The sequence below is a fragment of the Wolbachia endosymbiont (group A) of Brachyopa scutellaris genome, from assembly GCF_964026995.1.
Taxonomy (GTDB): Bacteria; Pseudomonadota; Alphaproteobacteria; order Rickettsiales; family Anaplasmataceae; genus Wolbachia; species Wolbachia pipientis.
The window spans coordinates 1272424-1289372 of sequence record NZ_OZ034720.1 but is presented as its reverse complement, the minus strand read 5'-3'; the positions used below and the strand labels follow the sequence as shown (position 1 = coordinate 1289372).

General features: G+C 35.1%; 15 protein-coding genes, 1 tRNA gene and 1 pseudogene. 10 read left to right on the top strand and 7 right to left on the bottom strand.

Annotated elements, in window-relative coordinates; translation table 11 throughout:
• Window positions 1-7: 7 nt before the first annotated feature.
• Window positions 8-601 (top strand): pyridoxamine 5'-phosphate oxidase, encoded by a 594-nt coding sequence (pdxH, locus tag AAGD93_RS06600; protein ID WP_022626142.1) that lies wholly within the window; start codon window positions 8-10, stop codon window positions 599-601.
• Window positions 602-1019: 418 nt separating this feature from the next.
• Here pdxH and AAGD93_RS06595 read toward each other — a convergent pair.
• Window positions 1020-1341: pseudogene (locus AAGD93_RS06595) on the bottom strand (hypothetical protein).
• Between the two features lie 318 nt (window positions 1342-1659).
• Here AAGD93_RS06595 and AAGD93_RS06590 point away from each other — a divergent pair.
• A complete protein-coding gene (locus tag AAGD93_RS06590; RefSeq protein ID WP_341819381.1) occupies window positions 1660-3006 on the top strand; it encodes an IS110 family transposase in 1347 nt (448 codons plus the stop codon).
• Here the strand turns inward: AAGD93_RS06590 and AAGD93_RS06585 are convergent.
• Complete coding sequence (locus tag AAGD93_RS06585; RefSeq protein ID WP_341819380.1) at window positions 3003-3350, bottom strand: helix-turn-helix domain-containing protein; 348 nt, start codon at window positions 3348-3350, stop codon at window positions 3003-3005. The two genes, AAGD93_RS06590 and AAGD93_RS06585, sit on opposite strands and share 4 nt — an antisense overlap.
• A 67-nt stretch (window positions 3351-3417) precedes the next feature.
• Between AAGD93_RS06585 and AAGD93_RS06580 the strand changes: the two genes are divergently transcribed.
• Entirely contained in the window at window positions 3418-4437 is a 1020-nt protein-coding gene (locus AAGD93_RS06580) for a site-specific DNA-methyltransferase (protein ID WP_341819379.1), read from the top strand.
• 607 nt (window positions 4438-5044) lie between these two features.
• Here the strand turns inward: AAGD93_RS06580 and AAGD93_RS06575 are convergent.
• Window positions 5045-5121: transfer RNA gene (locus AAGD93_RS06575), tRNA-Met, on the bottom strand.
• 60 nt (window positions 5122-5181) lie between these two features.
• Between AAGD93_RS06575 and AAGD93_RS06570 the strand changes: the two genes are divergently transcribed.
• The 3 genes from AAGD93_RS06570 to AAGD93_RS06560 all read left to right on the top strand — a co-directional run bounded on the left by AAGD93_RS06570 (window position 5182) and on the right by AAGD93_RS06560 (window position 10110).
• Entirely contained in the window at window positions 5182-7341 is a 2160-nt protein-coding gene (locus tag AAGD93_RS06570; RefSeq protein ID WP_341819378.1) for a ComEC/Rec2 family competence protein, read from the top strand.
• Between the two features lie 61 nt (window positions 7342-7402).
• A complete protein-coding gene (locus AAGD93_RS06565) occupies window positions 7403-9178 on the top strand; it encodes a hypothetical protein (RefSeq protein ID WP_341819377.1) in 1776 nt (591 codons plus the stop codon).
• Window positions 9166-10110, top strand: coding sequence for an RluA family pseudouridine synthase (locus AAGD93_RS06560; protein WP_410529887.1), 945 nt, complete (start codon window positions 9166-9168; stop codon window positions 10108-10110). The genes AAGD93_RS06565 and AAGD93_RS06560 overlap by 13 nt, the downstream gene beginning before the upstream one ends.
• 11 nt (window positions 10111-10121) lie before the next feature.
• Here AAGD93_RS06560 and AAGD93_RS06555 read toward each other — a convergent pair whose 3' ends face one another.
• From AAGD93_RS06555 to AAGD93_RS06540, 4 genes are all read right to left on the bottom strand, one after another.
• On the bottom strand, window positions 10122-10472 hold the full coding sequence (locus AAGD93_RS06555; protein ID WP_151807638.1) for a diacylglycerol kinase: 351 nt from the start codon (window positions 10470-10472) through the stop codon (window positions 10122-10124).
• A 97-nt stretch (window positions 10473-10569) separates the two neighbouring features.
• On the bottom strand, window positions 10570-11286 hold the full coding sequence (locus tag AAGD93_RS06550; RefSeq protein WP_341819376.1) for an EndoU domain-containing protein: 717 nt from the start codon (window positions 11284-11286) through the stop codon (window positions 10570-10572).
• Between the two features lie 161 nt (window positions 11287-11447).
• A complete protein-coding gene (locus tag AAGD93_RS06545; protein ID WP_341819375.1) occupies window positions 11448-12635 on the bottom strand; it encodes a phosphoglycerate kinase in 1188 nt (395 codons plus the stop codon).
• Window positions 12636-12970: 335 nt separating this feature from the next.
• On the bottom strand, window positions 12971-13099 hold the full coding sequence (locus AAGD93_RS06540) for a hypothetical protein (protein WP_259348820.1): 129 nt from the start codon (window positions 13097-13099) through the stop codon (window positions 12971-12973).
• Between the two features lie 577 nt (window positions 13100-13676).
• Between AAGD93_RS06540 and AAGD93_RS06535 the strand changes: the two genes are divergently transcribed.
• From AAGD93_RS06535 to AAGD93_RS06520, 4 genes are all read left to right on the top strand, one after another.
• Window positions 13677-14198, top strand: a complete 522-nt coding sequence (locus AAGD93_RS06535) for a cytochrome b (RefSeq protein ID WP_264338886.1) — start codon at window positions 13677-13679, stop codon at window positions 14196-14198.
• A 5-nt stretch (window positions 14199-14203) separates the two neighbouring features.
• The gene (locus tag AAGD93_RS06530) at window positions 14204-15247 is read left to right on the top strand and encodes a nitronate monooxygenase (protein WP_341819374.1); all 1044 of its coding nucleotides are present in this window, start codon (window positions 14204-14206) and stop codon (window positions 15245-15247) included.
• A gap of 93 nt (window positions 15248-15340) precedes the next feature.
• Entirely contained in the window at window positions 15341-16471 is a 1131-nt protein-coding gene (locus tag AAGD93_RS06525; RefSeq protein ID WP_341819373.1) for a hypothetical protein, read from the top strand.
• Between the two features lie 101 nt (window positions 16472-16572).
• Window positions 16573-16947, top strand: a complete 375-nt coding sequence (locus tag AAGD93_RS06520) for a hypothetical protein (RefSeq protein ID WP_341819922.1) — start codon at window positions 16573-16575, stop codon at window positions 16945-16947.
• Window positions 16948-16949 lie beyond the last annotated feature (2 nt).

Sequence of the window (16949 nt, the reverse complement as noted above, 5' to 3'; positions counted from 1 at the left end):
TTTTGATATGATATTTTCACTTGAAAAAGATCCATTTGATTTGTTTTCAAAGTGGTACAAAGCAGTACTTAATTCTCCGTGTGAACAACCAACTGCAATGACGCTAGCAACTTGTAGCAAAGACTGTATTCCATCTGCAAGAGTGGTATTACTAAAGGAATATAGCAAAGAAGGTTTTGTGTTTTTCACTAACGTAAACAGTAAAAAAGGGAAAGAATTGACTGAGAACCCCAAAGCTGCGTTAGTGTTTCATTGGATAGAATTTGCTAGGCAAGTGCGAATTGAAGGAGAGGTTAAACTTCTAAACGATGAAAGAACTGACAAATACTTCTCTTCTCGAGCGCTGGGTAGTCAAATTAGCGCATGGTGCTCAAAACAATCGAGCATTCTGAAAGATTGGCAAGATTTTGAGCAAGCTATAAAATTGAAGGAAAAAGAATTTCACAATACACAAGTTTCTCGTCCTGATTTTTGGGTGGGATTTTGCGTAATTCCAAAAGTAATTGAATTTTGGCAAGAAGGTGAATATAGGAAGCATATTAGATTTAGATACACCCTTGTTGAGGGAAGCGATTGGAAAGTGGAACAATTATATCCCTAGCTACATTCGTTATTGCAGACCCTTCTTAATTTACCATTGAGAATTGGATGACACCCTACTAATCCGAATTCTGGATTAAGGATAAAAAAGAGCAAAAATATCAATAACTTATAATTTTATAGCTAAAGTGACTTAGGTTTACCGATAATTTGAAAAACAACAAATTCGTCATTCCGCTACTTGTTAGCGGAATCTATGCTGAGATACCGCGGCGGTATGACATAGGGAAACCTTTCTTGGGTTAGCTATAGAAGGTTAAGAATTTTTCATTGGACAGGCTTCTTATACTTTTGGTGAGGTTAAATTTTGAAGTGAAAATTTTAATAAACAGCAAATAAACAAGTTTATCAAAAAAAGAGTTAAATGTTAGGGTTTTCAGCATTCCGGACAATTTAAAATCAACCTGGGATGGAGGAAGTTAGTGGCGGTCACATACTCTTTCATCACAATGATAAAGAAGCTTACCTTTATCTCTGACGTATTTTAAAGGAATTTTGGGATTATTGATGTCTTTACCACCAGTATCATGCCATTTCTTTTCCCATGTAATATAATATGGTTCAAGGTCTTGCGGCGTTAATTTATATATTTCTTTTAGCTCTATTCCTTCATAAATAGCAAATATCCAATCCACCTTTCGGTATTTTGCAATTATTGTAGGATTCATATGATGATGAGTAGAAAAGCTTTTTGTAAGCATTTACTGATTTAAGCTCATATTCATTACCATACTCATCAATGGCATCATTTCCCTCGCGTGCTGGAAGAATAGTGAGTCCAGTTAGTAATAAGCGTCAAACAGACGAAATCTGTCAAACCAGGAAGAAACTCCCAATTTAAGTTTTGAGTAATTTCTAATATAACTTTGTGAGAAGCGCTTTTGCAGTTATAACCAACCAAGTCACTGGTGCCTTTAGTGCCCGTTCGTAAGCGTGGTTTTGGGAGGAACGGTCAAATCATTGATGGAGTTTTTGTAGACTACCTCGGTTAGGAGATTGTACTATCAACCGTTCCAAGCTGAAGCGTTTCCCTATTACAAATTATACGAAGGAGTTGCCATGAAAAAAGCAAAAAGTAAATTAGAAATAGTGAATCCTGATGCAGCAGGGATTGATGTTGGTTCAGCTGTACATTATGTATGTGTACCTGAAGGAAGAGATGAACAACGTATCCAAAAATTTGGCTGCTTCACTGAAGATCTTCATAATTTAGCACGGTGGTTGAAAAAATGTAAAGTTACAACTGTAGCTATGGAATCAACAGGAGTATACTGGATTCCTTTATTTCAAGTACTCGAATCATATGGGTTTGAAGTAAAACTGGTAAATGTGCGACATGTAAAAAATGTACCTGGAAGAAAGTCAGATGTTCAGGACTGTCAGTGGTTACAACAACTACACAGTTATGGACTACTTCATGGATCATTCAGACCCGATGATCAAATTTGTGTATTGCGTAGTTATGTGCGGCAACGTAAAAGTCTTACTGAAAGTGCATCTACACATGTTCTGCGTATGCAGAAGGCATTAATTCAAATGAATATACAGCTGCATAAAGTTATAAGAGATATTACTGGAGTAACTGGTATGAAAATTATCAAGGCTATAATCGAAGGCAAAAGGGATCCTGAGAAATTGGTTGAATTCAGGGATGCACGAATAAAAAATGATCAGTCTACTATTGCAAAAGCGTTAGCTGGTGACTATAGAGAGGAACACTTATTCACGCTAAAGCAAGAATTTGAACTATATAATATTTATCAAGAAAAAATAGCAGAATGTGATAGAAATATTGAGGCCTATTACAAGACGCTTGAAACAAAACCTGGCGAAAGTAAACAGTTGAGTAAGGAAAAGAATAAGCATAGAAAAAGTAAGCCAAACTTTGCTTTGCACGAGGAACTACACCGGATAACTGGTATGGATTTTACTAAAGTTCCAGGGCTTGATGTACTAAGTGTACAGACCATAATTTCAGAAACTGGTATAAACCATAGTAAATGGTCAACAGAAAAACACTTCTCATCGTGGTTAGGACTCAGCCCTGCCAATAAAATTACAGGAGAAAAAGTGTTTAGCACAAGAACGCGTAAAGTCATTAATCGTGCTGCAAATGCATTTCGAATGGCTGCTAATTCTGTGGGAAATAGTAAAAGTGCATTAGGTGCATACTACAGGAAATTAAAAAAACGATTAGGAGCGCCAAAAGCAATAACAGCTACTGCAAGAAAGATAGCGTGCATATTTTATAGTATGCTCAAATACGGACAGGAATATGTAGAAAAAGGAATGGAATACTATGAAACACGCTATAAAGATAGAACTGTAAAAAATTTGATCAAAAGAGCAAAGGAACTTGGCTATCTCTTGGTAAAAAAAGATGAGTTAGTTCAAGGAGTTTCTTAGGAGACTTGTAGGATTTTTCCGCCGTTGTCCTGAAAGATATCATTTATACCATGCTTAACAGCAAACTCTTGATACTTCCGTATATGAGGAAATATATCTTTCAGACATTTTCTGTCTTGATCCTGATCTAGAAGTGCAGTAGGTTCAACACCAAGGGCATCTGCTATGCGCTCAACATTATCTATAGAGATATTTCTCTCACCACGTTCAACGGAGCCTATATATGTTCTGTGTAATTCACATAAATCAGCAAGAGTTTCTTGGGAAAGCCCTTTTATATTTCTTATTCTTCGTATATTCTGGGAAAGAAGTAACCGCAGAGGTTGTTTTTTTATTTTTGTCATCTTTGTAAGATAATAGTTGACAATTATAAGTCTACAGACTATAAGTATCTTCCATATGGTACATATATTGGAAAAATTTAAATTTAATAATAAACCTACATATACTACAGATAGGGGAGCTGCATATTGTGGAGACTCTCTTAACTTATTGCCGCAATTACCAGACAATAGCTTAGATCTTGTAATAACCAGTCCACCGTTTGCTTTGCAAAGAAAAAAAGAATACGGAAATGAATCCCAAGCCGAATATGTTGCCTGGCTTGGTCAATTTGCAAAATTAGTACATAGCAAACTCAAAGATACAGGCAGTTTTGTACTTGATCTAGGTGGAGCTTATGAAAAAGGCGTGCCATCCAGAAGTTTATATAATTTTAGAGTGCTTATGCATTTCTGTGATGATATAGGCTTCTTCCTTGCAGAAGATTTCTATTGGTATAACCCTTCTAAATTGCCAAGTCCAATTGAATGGGTAAATAAGAGAAAAATCAGAGCAAAAGATTCTGTTAATACAGTATGGTGGTTCAGCAAAACTGAGTGGCCTAAAGCAGATGTCACAAAGGTGCTAGTGGAATACAGTGGTCGCATGAAAAAACTTATCGAGAACCCAAAGGCTTATTATACTCCAAAAGAACGACCATCAGGACATAATATTGGTAGTAGCTTTGGTAAAGATAATGGAGGAGCTATTCCATCAAATCTTTTGCAGATTCTCAATTCAGAGTCTAACAGCCAGTATCTTGCTGCATGTAAGGAACTAGGTGTAAAAGAGCATCCAGCTCGATTCCCTGCTAAATTACCTCAATTTTTTATTAGGTTTCTAACACAACCAGGTGACGTTATTTTAGATATTTTTGCTGGTTCTAACACAACAGGTTTTGTATGTGAGCAAGAAGACCGCTACTGGTTAGCATTTGAAGAAAATAGAGAATATCTTGCTGCATCTGCTTTTAGGTTCTTAGAAAAAGAATGCTCAAAAAAAGAGTTGGCAGTTATTTATCAATGCATTATTCGTGGTAAAGAGCCTGTATTAAAGACTAAGCAGTCTATATTGGATATTGAGTTCACTCAGCAGTCATTAGTAGTTTAGTTATGCTCTTTGTTCATGGTTTTCCCGTTTTGAGCAATAATTTTTTATATAAGCATTTTTGTTGCCTATCCTCAACACTTTCCACATTAGCGTTACTAGCAGAAGTTACTCTTAAATGTTTGTTCATGTTAGCTACAAACGTTAAGAAATTTACCAAATAAAAAAAAGGCAAAAGAAGCCCCGGTTACTATCTATTTTCAGTATTGGCGTTTTTTAAGTCTTAAACGCTGCAATTTAGCTGCTTTTAAATGCAACTCACCTTAGTTTAAATGTTTAAAAAATTTACTAAGCAGAAAAAAAGACAAAGAATCCCCGGAGTAGCTAGTTATTCCACTCTTTATTTTAAAATTTGACGTTGGGTGATGTCTTAAACGCTTTATAAGCGCTTTTCAGCTTACGTGGGTAAAAACCCAAAATTTTTATAAAGACATAGTATGCACATAGTGCAAAAATTAAACAATAGTACGCCAAATACAAGTCTTCTTGTCGTTTTAACCTGCACAGATTGGGAAGTTAAATAATATAGCTTCAGTTTCATGATAAGGGGGCTGGCGAAGGGTGTCAAGTAGTTTCTACCCGAAACCACAATATTCGCACAGTTGGAAAATGGTTGCGGGAGTAGGATTTGAACCTACGGCCTTCAGGTTATGAGCCTGACGAGCTACCGAGCTGCTCCATCCCGCGTCGTTGTTTATTTAGTTATTATATATACAATAATAGAAAATAAAAGAACAAAATCACCCCATGGTTGTAACTTTTCTCGACATAATAGTTAGTTATATACGTCATAATGAAAAATATAACTTGATACTGTGGCTTCCTGTTTTTCAGTGTGCAGGAATTTTAACCTATTTTTCCCTAAGTTTTGAACCAAGCTGCATATCTATTTTTCTTTTGCTTTTACCCACACTAATTTTGATTGCAATATTGTATAAAAGGTACGCGATATTGTGTATCGCTTTAATTGCAGTGCTCATAGGATTTACAGCTAGTAAATTAAGAACAGCTTTAGTTGATACTCAAATTCTTGATAAAGAGAGATATGTAAAAGATATCGTTGCCACAGTGAAGGATATTAACGACAGGGGCTCATATAAACAATTTCTGCTTTCTGTTGAAAAATCCCCTACTATCTCAAAATCCTCTCCTGTCATCCCAGCACCCTCTTCTGTCATCCCAGTGCCCCCTTTTGTCATCCCAGTGCTTGATACTGGGATCCAGAAAAAAAAGATATGGATTCCAGCGTCACGCGCTGGAATGACACCGGATAGAGCTCTAGATAACATCAGAATATCAGTTAGAACCAAAGTGGAAAAAGGCATTAAAATAGGCGATCAAGTAAAATTATCAGCAAAACTCTTCCCTCTAAAGATTGCGCCCTCGGAGTATGCATACGATTTTGCAAGAATAGCATATTACCAGGAAATAAGCGCTACAGGTTTTGCAACAAGCAAAATAGCCCTGCACAAAAAGGCTGAAGCAAGGAAATTTCAAGAATATATAGAATCTTTCCGTCAATACATTTATGAAAACCTGCAGCAAAATATCAAAAAACCACATGCGGATATAATCTCTGCATTACTGATCGGTAAAAAAGATGGCATAGATCAAAAAACTATGGACGCGATACGAGATTCAGGTATAGCACATTTGTTTGCCATATCTGGTTTGCATTTATCATTCGTTGCTGGTCTGTTTTTTGTAGTATTTCGTAATTTATTCGCAATATCTGAAACTTTGACTCTTAAGTATAACACCAAGAAAATATCTGCATTCCTTACCATCTTGCCAACCACGTTTTATTTGTTGATTACCGGTATGCAAATTTCTGCTCAGCGTGCCTACATCATGGTGATTTTAGTACTCGTTGCAATAATGATAGAGAGAAAATATCGAGGGTTAATAGCAATTGCGTTTGCTGCTGCAGTGATACTTATCATAGAACCTGAAGCAATTTTAAAGCCTGGCTTTCAGATGTCATTTTCTGCTGTTTTGGCACTGGTTGCCAGTTATCAAATTAATGCTAATAAATTGTTCAAAATAAAAATAATGAAATATTTTGTGTCGATAATGATCAGCTCAGTAATAGCAAGTTTAGCAACTGTTCCGTATACGATATATAATTTTAATTATTTTTCAATTAGTGGCATTATCACAAATTTAGTTGCTATACCAATAGTTACATTAATTATTATTCCACTTGGAATAATCTATGTTTTGTTGATTCCTTTCGGTATTGAATGGATTATAGCGCCACTTGTAGAACGCCCAATTGACAGCATTTTGTATATAACAAACGCTATCGCTAGTCTTCAGTATTTGGTTATTTCCATTCGTACTTTTCCTGCATCATCAATTATTATAATAACACTTGGTTTATTGTGGCTGTGCTTGTGGGAAAGAAATTGGCGTTTCTTCGGAATTTTCTTTATTGTGCTGGGTATTTGTTTTAGTGCCACATATAAAACCCCCGACATCCTAATAAATGCTGATAATGTTGCTGCAAAGGAGAGTGATAACTTACTATATTCTCTCACCAGAAAAAATAGGAACTTTGTTGTCAAAACATGGGCGAAGCAAAATGAGCAGAACCAAATTTTGAATCATAAAAAATACAATAACTCAGATAAAAGGCTAAAGTGTAACGATTATGGCTGCATATATAATAAAGGAAATAATAAATCAGTGTTGCTAGCTTATAAGGAAGAAGATATTCTAGAAAATTGTGATAAAGTTGATTTAATAATTCAATTAAGTGAATTCGACTATTCAGTTTGTAATACTAAAACTATCAAATATGCCAATCTAAAAACATATGGCACACATTCAATTTGGTTAACAAATCGTTACATAAAGATTAATAAAGTGCGCTCTAATAGGCCTTGGCACATGTTGAAAAATTAAGAAACTTGATTTTAAGGTTTGGTTAATGTATACCTAAATAAGTTTAAACTAGAAAAATGTTATGGTTACAGACACTAAAGATCCTTTCAAAGACTATTTTGATTTTTTAGGATTTAGAAAACTTTCTGACCAGCCCAGTAGAATTTTGAGCTCTATAAGAAAGTATTCTGGTACTATATCGATAGCAAGTACCATTGCTACTCTTATAGCATTTACTGCCTTTTCTATTCAGCCTGTTACAGTAAGTATTGCTGGGTTTGCGTTCACGCCAGCACCTCTTGCCTTTATTCCTCTTACAGTTCTCTTATTTACTGCTGTTATAAACTTTATAAATACACAAAAAATAAAAGAGAATGAGATAGATAAAAAAATAGGAAACTATCAAGTTGATGAACAGTACAGCCAGATTGCTCAAGAAGCTAAAAAAATTGAAATTGTAACAAATTTAGATAAAAAGGGGAAAAAGATTTCAATAGTTTTACCAATTTCTAAGACGCAGAGAAAAATACTAGAAGATATAGAAGCAGAAAATAGAAATAGGATTTTCTTGTTTACTGGATCATATGTATTTGGTGCTATTATAGTAGTTTCAGCAATATCACAATCCATTAATGCTCCAATAACATTAATATCTTTATTAGTCCTTGTTCTTGTATGCATCATATCAACACTTAGCAATCTAATAAGTAATAGTGTAGATCATGAAAATCATACTATTAGAAACCACAGTACTTTAGGTCTTCTACTTCCATACTGGTCTGGAAAGGGCATGGTTGTATCAGTAATAGAAAATAAGCTTGGTAAAAAGGAAAATGAACTAATATCTCTAATGAAAGAACTGCTTAGTCCGTTTTGCGACTCATTTGGTAGTAACCTTAAAAAAGCTTGCGATTTACTTGATAATAGTCTTTTAAAGCCTGCAAATATTGACATTAAAGAAACGCTTAATGATATAAGAGGTGATTTAAAAGTTTTACTCAATAATTTAGAAGAGATTATAGAGCAAGATGTAGATAAAGTGAAAAAGAACGCTAATACAGAGATAACTACGTGCTTGAAAGGTATTAGTAAAAGTATAGGTGAGTCATTGAAAGATATACGTACTGAATTGAAAGAAAAACTTAACCAACTTCAGCCTTCAGGAATAGGAAATTATCTTGTTAAATTTGTGCCAACTACAAGCAACAGACAAGCTGGTAATACTGGAGATTCTCATGATCAAAATCACTCTTTGGAAAGTGATGAGGAGGAGTTCTTTGATTGTTTTGCGCTTACTGAGGAAAATAAAAAAGAAATAATTCAAGAAGTACGTAAAATAATAAATGACGTGGTACAGAATAAGCTTGAGCCGATACAAGAACAGCTTGCAACGTTGCAAGCAAACGGCAGTCCTGATAGCGCTTTAGGATCTGAAGATGTAGATAATATTGACCAATTTCCATTAACATTAGAAGATACAGTAAAAGCACGACGTAAAACAGTAAGAAATTTGGAACTAGAAGAAGAAAACAATAGGCTGATAAAAAAAGAGCAGAAGTTAACACAAAGAAAACCTGAACAAGAAAAAACAGATGAATGGAAAGAAAAAATCAACGGCAAAGCAAGTGACTTTCTATATTATTTATTAGAATCTATTAAGCTAGAAGAAAAAGGTGATAAAGGAGAAAAGATTTGTGAAGCAACATTACGGAATTTTGATAACAAGATAATAATTCACTGGAAAGATGGCTCTCAAACAACTTGCCATATTAAAAAACAAGGTGATCTTCCTAGTACAAAAGTTGATTTCGTAGATCAAAATATTCAAGTAGCATTTAAAGTAGCGTGTGCAGGATAGACCACTCAATAATCTTAAATATTAATGATCATAAAGAGAAATTAAGGCTAGATATCTACGTAGCTGAAAAATGCAACATATCACGCAGCAAAGCGCAAAGATTGATACAAAATGAGCAGGTGAAATTACTTGGCATACCGATAATTAATAATAACCACGTAGTAAAACCAGGTGAAGAGTATATGGTGCATCTCGTTCAACCTGACATATCCACATCAATTGAGCCTAATTATGACATAAAACTTGATATCGTCTATGAAGATGAGGACATTATAGTTCTGAGTAAACAGAGTGGATTAACAGTGCACCCAGGTGCTGGGACAAACAATGATACGCTTTTGAATGCAGTTATCGCTCACCTTGATGTAAGACCAGGAATTGTTCATAGACTCGATAAAGATACTAGTGGGCTAATGGTAATTGCAAAAAATGAAGCAGCCCATAGTTTTTTGTCTGAATTGTTATCGAATCGCAAAATAAAGCGGGAATACTTAGCAGTAGTTTGGGGAACATTATCTTCCCAGCAGGGAACTATAGAAACTAACATTGCTCCAAAGCGTGGTAATAAAGAAATGATGTGTGTTACAAAAACAACGGGCAAATTAGCAATCACTCATTACTCAGTAGAGAAAGTTATAGGACAAGCAAGCCTCGTTAAATGCACTTTAGAAACAGGTAGAACGCACCAAATTCGAGTCCACATGAGCCACATAGGACATTCTATAGTTGGTGATCAAGTTTATGGGAAAAATAGTAGTAAAAGCACAAAATATGCTAAAAACTCTAGTTTTATTCGTAATTTCAATAGACAAGCACTACATGCTTATACACTGGGCTTATATCACCCCAAAAGTAAGGGATACATGGAATTTGTCTCTGATTTACCGCAAGATATAAAAACTTTAATTGGTGAGTTTGACAACATATCTTAATAACATTCGTATTAACCTGTCAATATTATCATCCATGTTATCAGGAAGTTAATTAATGAAAGAAAAACTGCTGCACTACCTAGATCTTTCACCTTTTTTGAAAGTATGTGTTGTTCACTAGAAATACGCTCAATTGTCGTTTCAAAAGCAGTGTTAACAATTTCCACAATTAACACCAGGAATAGGCTGCTTATCATTACTGCACGTTCTAGATTACTTACATCCAAAACAAACAAAATTGAGACACATACTATAAAAAGCAGTAACTCCTGTCTGAACGCAATTTCTGATATAAAAGCTGATTTTATTCCTTCACAAGAGTATTGAATTGCTTTTATTAGACGAATAATGCCCTTCTTCATTATTATTCACAAAACCCTTTAATCAAAATTTTAACTCATTTGGATTTGCTACACCCTATAACATTTTTATCATTTGTTCACCCTATTGGTTTTGAAATTAAGATTTACTGCAACTACAATAAGTACTCTTATCATCACATTTTGGTGTTAAGTCGGGATAGAACATGAGTATAGCATCATTCTTTCTTACAAATACTGATTGATAATTGTCATCTTCCATTTTATACAGGCACATTCCATCCTTTCCTAATTCCTTAAACGCCTTAGTTGCAGAAATTAAAATATCATCAGCATGAAGGTTATATGCATATCCATTTGGGCATTTAACTTTCACTTCTCCATCCTTACCTAAATATTTCATTCCAAATGTATAAACTGGCGGCTTAATATCTGATTTATTGCACAGGGATTCATCATTCCAAATCGCACCTGCCCATTTATCTTCTTGAGCTTCAACATATCTACCTACAAAATGCATACCACCTAATTTATCATTTGGCTCACCACAAAAAATATGTCCAAACCCTATAGTTTCTTTTTCACTTCCACTATTTGTAAACCAAATGTTAGCCAGCTCATCTTTAAATAACTCCAAATCCTCATCTGGTGTGACAATTTGATGATCAAGCTCATCATATATTCCTTTCACTACTTCTTGATGCTGCGGACAACTAAGTAAAATTTTGAAATCTTCTTTATCTGGATGTGCTCCCCAATCTCCACAAACTTTCAACACTCCTCTATCAAAGTCAGTTAATTCTGGAAACGGTGGCTGGTTGTGAACTGAAAAATGGTTCAAAATTGACCTCAACATTTTCTTCTACATAGCCGGTGTGAAAATAATGATCCTTAATATAAAAAATAAATCCTATTATTGGTATTATTAAACACAAAATTAGTTTAACTGTCTTCGACATAATCACGTTCACAAAAAAGCTAGCCTATAAGAAACAATTTAAAAAAGTTTTAATCTAATCATTTTTGCAGAGCAGCAACTCCCGGCATTTCATCGCCGCTTAACCAATCTAAAAATGCTCCTCCACCAGTGGAAGCATATGTAAAATCCTTATCGGTAAAGCCTGCAGCGCTTATTGCAGATAGACTATCGCCTCCCCCTATTATGCTGGTTAACTTTCCTTTGTGCGTTAAGTCACTTACGACTTTCATTACCCCTATTGTACCACTTGCAAAAGCTGAATGTTCAAAAACACCAATAGGTCCATTCCACAGCAGAGTCTTACTGCTTGCTATTATACTGCTTATTGCACTCAAAGTTTGTGGTCCGATATCCAAAATTATATCACCGTCCAAAATGGACTCAGTTTTTCTTGAAATACTAGTACTGTAATCAGAGTTTACTGCAACCAGAACGTCTTCTGGCACAACTATTTTGCAATTGTTTTTATTTGCTGTTTCAACAATATTATGTAGAAGGTCGTCAACACCATTTTGAAAGAAAGATTTCCCTATATTTACTTTGCTAAATGACAAAAAATTATTGGCTATTGCACCACCTAGAACTAGGTAATCAACCTTTTCTGTTAGCTTTATAAGCATTTTTATCTTAGTTGATATTTTAGCTCCCCCAACTATCGCAGTAATAGGTTTAGCTTTAAACGATACAGCTTTTTCAAGATACTTTAGCTCATCTTGCAAGCAAAATCCTGCATAGGAGGGTAAAAATTCTGTAATGCGTGAAATAGAAGCGTGAGCTCTGTGAGAGCAAGAAAATGCATCATTGACATATATATCCGCCAGAGATGCTAATTGTCTGGCAAAGTTTGCATCATTCTCCTTTTCACCTTCATAAAATCTTAGATTCTCTAGTAATATTATATCTCTTGCATCCATAGCACTCACTGCTTTTTGCACTTTTTCACCAACGCAATCATCAATGAATTTCACTTTTTTATTTAGTAACTGCGATAAAGTGTCAATTACATTTTTTAGCGACAGATTATTGTCTCTGGCCTTTGGGCGTCCGAAATGCGATATAATAATAATCTTTGCACTCGCATTCACTAAATACTGAATAGTAGGCAATGCTCTCAAAATACGAGTGACATCACGAATTTCTCCATCTTTTATAGGAACATTGAAGTCAACTCTGAGTAAGACGGTTTTATTGTGAAGATCACAATTTTCTATACTAGGTATGTTCATTACAAAATTGAAGCTATAAAGTCACTATACAGCAGTTTGATCTAAAGTAAAGTTTTAAGCTTACGAACGTTTAAGGAAATTTGCGTGCCAAACACTTGACACTGGAACCTTATCGTCATGCCACCACGAACCGTCATACCACGATTCATTCGCGGTATCTCTAGATCCCGCTAATAAGCAGTGGGATGACGATTGTCAGGGTGTCATCCCAGCGCCCCTATGATGTCATTCAAGTAGCTGACACTGGTTCCTTTATGATGGCAGTGCCTCTATGGTGTCATTCCAGTGCTTGACACTGGAATCCAGCCTTTCCATAATCATCAAAACATTGTATTTTAACGTAAAACAGCTATTTTTATGCTCACCAACTTAATAAAATTCCTGGATTCCAGTGCCAAGCACTGGAATGACATCACAGGGGCACTGGAATGACACCTCTCTTGGGCTCTTTTAGCTATAAACATTAAGAAATTTACCAAATAAAAAAAAGGCAAAAGAAGCCCTAGTCATTGTCTATTTTCAGTATTGGCGTTTTTAAGTCTTAAACACTGCAATTTAGCTGCTTTTAAATGCAACTAACCTTAGCTTTAATATTTAAGAAATTTACCAGGCAGAAAAAAAGGCATAGAAAACCCGCAGTAGCTAGTTATTCACTCTCTATTTTAAAATTTGACGTTGGGTGATGTCTTGAACGCTTTATAAGCGCGTTTCAGCTTATATAGGTAAAAACCCAGAAATGTTGTGAAGACATAAGGTGCACATAGTGCAAAAAATTAAAAATAAGACGCCAACTACGTTGTTTTCTTGCTGTTTAATCTGCACAGATGAAGATAACTGAATACCTTCAGTACTATGATAAGGAGGCTGGCGGAGTTTGTCAAGTAAGTTTTTCGTTTAATCCGTTTCTATGGCTTAGGTGGCCTTGACTTCCGGCTGGGTCGAATTTGTATAGCTACATTGTCAGTAAATCTAAATTGCTTTAATAATTTTGATTGAAAAATAGTTTTTCTATTATATAAATGCTACTTTAGGGTAATCAAAATGGAAGACGATAAATATAGCCTAGGTTTAAGAGTTATCCATTGGTTGATGGCTGTTTTTATTATCGGTATGCTTTGTTCTGGACTTTATATGAAAAGCTTACCACTTAGCAATGAAATTAAGTTCAACATATACGCTATTCATAAGGCTTGCGGTATCACTATTCTTGGATTAATCATAGTACGCATATTTTTTCGCGTCTTTACTTATGTTCCACCACTTCCAGCAAATTTTTCTCGGTTTGTAATCAATGCAAGTAAAACAGTACACTTTGGTTTATATTCTTTAATGGTGCTAATGCCACTATCTGGCTATGTTATGTCTTCTGCTTCTGGCAAAAAGATCAAATATTTTTTTCATATCCCTTTGTTGATTAATCAAAACAAAGACCTAGCTAACACGGCTAATCAGCTACATTCGATGCTTGCATGTTTTATGGTACTCTTTATAATCTTACATATACTTGGCGCCTTAAAACACACATTTATAGATAAACAAAACATTTTTAAACGTATGATATAGGTTATATGTTAAGTAGCCTCTGGAAAAAAGGAACAGATTTTCTTGGCAGTGAGTTTGCTATAATGGGTGGTGCTATGAGCTGGGTTTCAGAGAGAAACTTGGTCTCAGCAATCTCAAACGCTGGTGGTTTTGGTGTGATTGCATGTGGTGCAATGTTCCCAGACTTACTGGAAAAAGAAATCATAGAGACACAAAAATTAACTAACAAGCCATTTGGTGTAAACCTAATTACTATGCACCCAAAGTTGAGTGAGTTGATAGATGTGTGTATTGAAACGAAAGTGAGCCATATAGTGCTTGCCGGTGGACTGCCAACAAAGCCTAATATAGAAAAAATCAAGGGTGCAGGCATTAAAGTTATGTGCTTTGCACCAGCATTAAGCCTTGCGAAAAGGTTAGTAAAAATGGGAGTAGATGCATTAATAATAGAAGGAATGGAAGCAGGTGGGCATATAGGTCCAGTTAGCACTTCTGTTCTTGCACAAGAGATATTGCCTCATTTTAAAAATGAACAAATACCAGTGTTTGTTGCAGGTGGAATAGGAAGAGGTGAAATGATAGTTAATTACCTGGAAATGGGAGCAAGTGGCTGTCAAATAGGTACATTATTTGTCTGCACTAATGAGTCAATTGCCCACAAAAATTTTAAGGAAGTGTTTATTAAATCGGCCGCACGTAATGCAATACCTTCTGTACAGATAAGTGCTGATTTTCCTGTAATTCCTGTAAGAGCTATAGCCAACAAAGCAAGCGATGACTTCATGAAGCGTCAAAAAGAAGTTATTGATGAATACCAAAAGGGACAGATCTCAAAAGAAGATGGGCAGCTTGAAATAGAAAAGTTCTGGGCTGGAGCTTTAAGAAGGGCAGTGATTGAAGGAGATGTTGAAACAGGATCTTTAATGGCCGGTCAAAGTGTTGGCATGGTTGATAAAGAAAAGCCTGTAAAAGAAGTGATAGATATATTAATTCAACAAGCAAACAATCATATTGAACGCAAATCTGTAGAAGTAGAAAACCCAGTAATTAAAAAGCAAATGGTTAAGTGACCTTCCAATAAGCAAGTTGCCATAATTATCCAGTTTTAATGTAAAATTAACGCTAAAGAGGTATCTATACATTTTATTTGTATGGAGGAGTCTATGCTAAGTCCTTTAAAAAAATCTCAGAAGGATAAAGAAGATATTAACCAACAATTGCACAACACTATATACAAAAAGGTAACAAAAGAAAATCATAAACACGGAAGCCCACAAAAGGGAGATGGAACTATCAAAAAATGCATAGAGTTTTTCAAGAAAGAAGCTGATCCTAATGTATTAATTGAATTAGAAAAATCACTGAAAAAGCAAGAAGAATCTTATAATTATTACACCAAAAAATTTCTTCCAGTGTTGGAAACAGAAGTAATGAAATTAGAGGTCGAGCTTTCAGTATCTAACAATGAAAGAGAACAATTACAAAGATCACCAACAAGAAGAGGGAAAATATTAGAAATAATTTCAGGGATTATTAAAAGGAGCAGCAATAAAGATTCAAAAATAGAAGAACAACCTATTAATTCCATAAAAAAAGAGATCCCAGTGTCAAGCACTGGGATGACAGAAAATAATGTAGAAAGTCCAACTAAAGAAGAAGTATGTGCTAGTAGCTCAGATAGTGGAGTAAGTTCACGCAAACCGAGTGAAGAAAGTTTAGAATCACCAATAAGTAGTAAAAGGAGCAGTATGAGCTCAATATTAAGCTCTGCTGGAGAAAATAACGATCCACAAAAAGAAGATACTGGGAATCAAATGCAACCAGAGCAGACTGCAGAAGAAGAGCCACAGGTGTCATCCCAGTGCGTGACACTGGGATCCAGAGAAAAAGAAAGTATGGATCCAAATAGTCAAACTACTCAGATGACAGGCAGCCAGGCAAAAGATTCAATGCAACCCGAAGAAAAAAGGGACAGAAAAAACGCCATTACAATCGTGCAGAAATTTCCTTTGAATAAGAAAAAGGGTGAAGATACTCCACTTGAAAAACAACCCAATAACAGAAATCTTCACGTTGCACTTGTAGCAGGTTGTGCTCTCTCCACAATAGGGTGCATTGTTGCAGGAGCAATGACATCAGGATTGATAGGAGCAGGACTACTTGCTATGGCTGCAGTGTTTGCTATAGCAGCAGTAGCTGAATTGCATTCAAACTTCCTATCAAGTAAATTAACATCCATTAATGTGAGTCCTCTTGTTGATGATAAAGAGCTTACAGCATGTTCACAGCGGTAAAAATTAAATATGTGTTACTTGTAGTGGATAAGTGAATTCAGTTCTTGCCTATTGATATAAAAATTGTTATATTTAAGGAATGTTTAAAAGGTGTTTAGTTGATGCGCATTCAATTGAATAAAGTTTTGGTTTTTATAGCCTTATTAAGTTTCATTTTTGCATCATATTCTAGCGAAGCAAGTTCGGTGAGTGATGAGTTAAACGATGTACAAGAAACGGTAAAAAATTTTATTTCTTCATTTTCAATTAAAGATACTGTAGAAAATATGAGTCCTTCAACAATCATAGGGTTGTGTATAGCTGCGGTGATACTTGCAGTAGTGTTCAGAGGTCTAATCTTTTTTATGATAATGTTTGGTGTACTGGTCCTGATGTTCGGTAGTACAGAAAAGGCAACAGACTACTTAAAAGAAAAATTTAACTTTGCAAAAGATATAAAATTACAATCCGATAGCGAAAAAAAAGATAAAAATTAAGA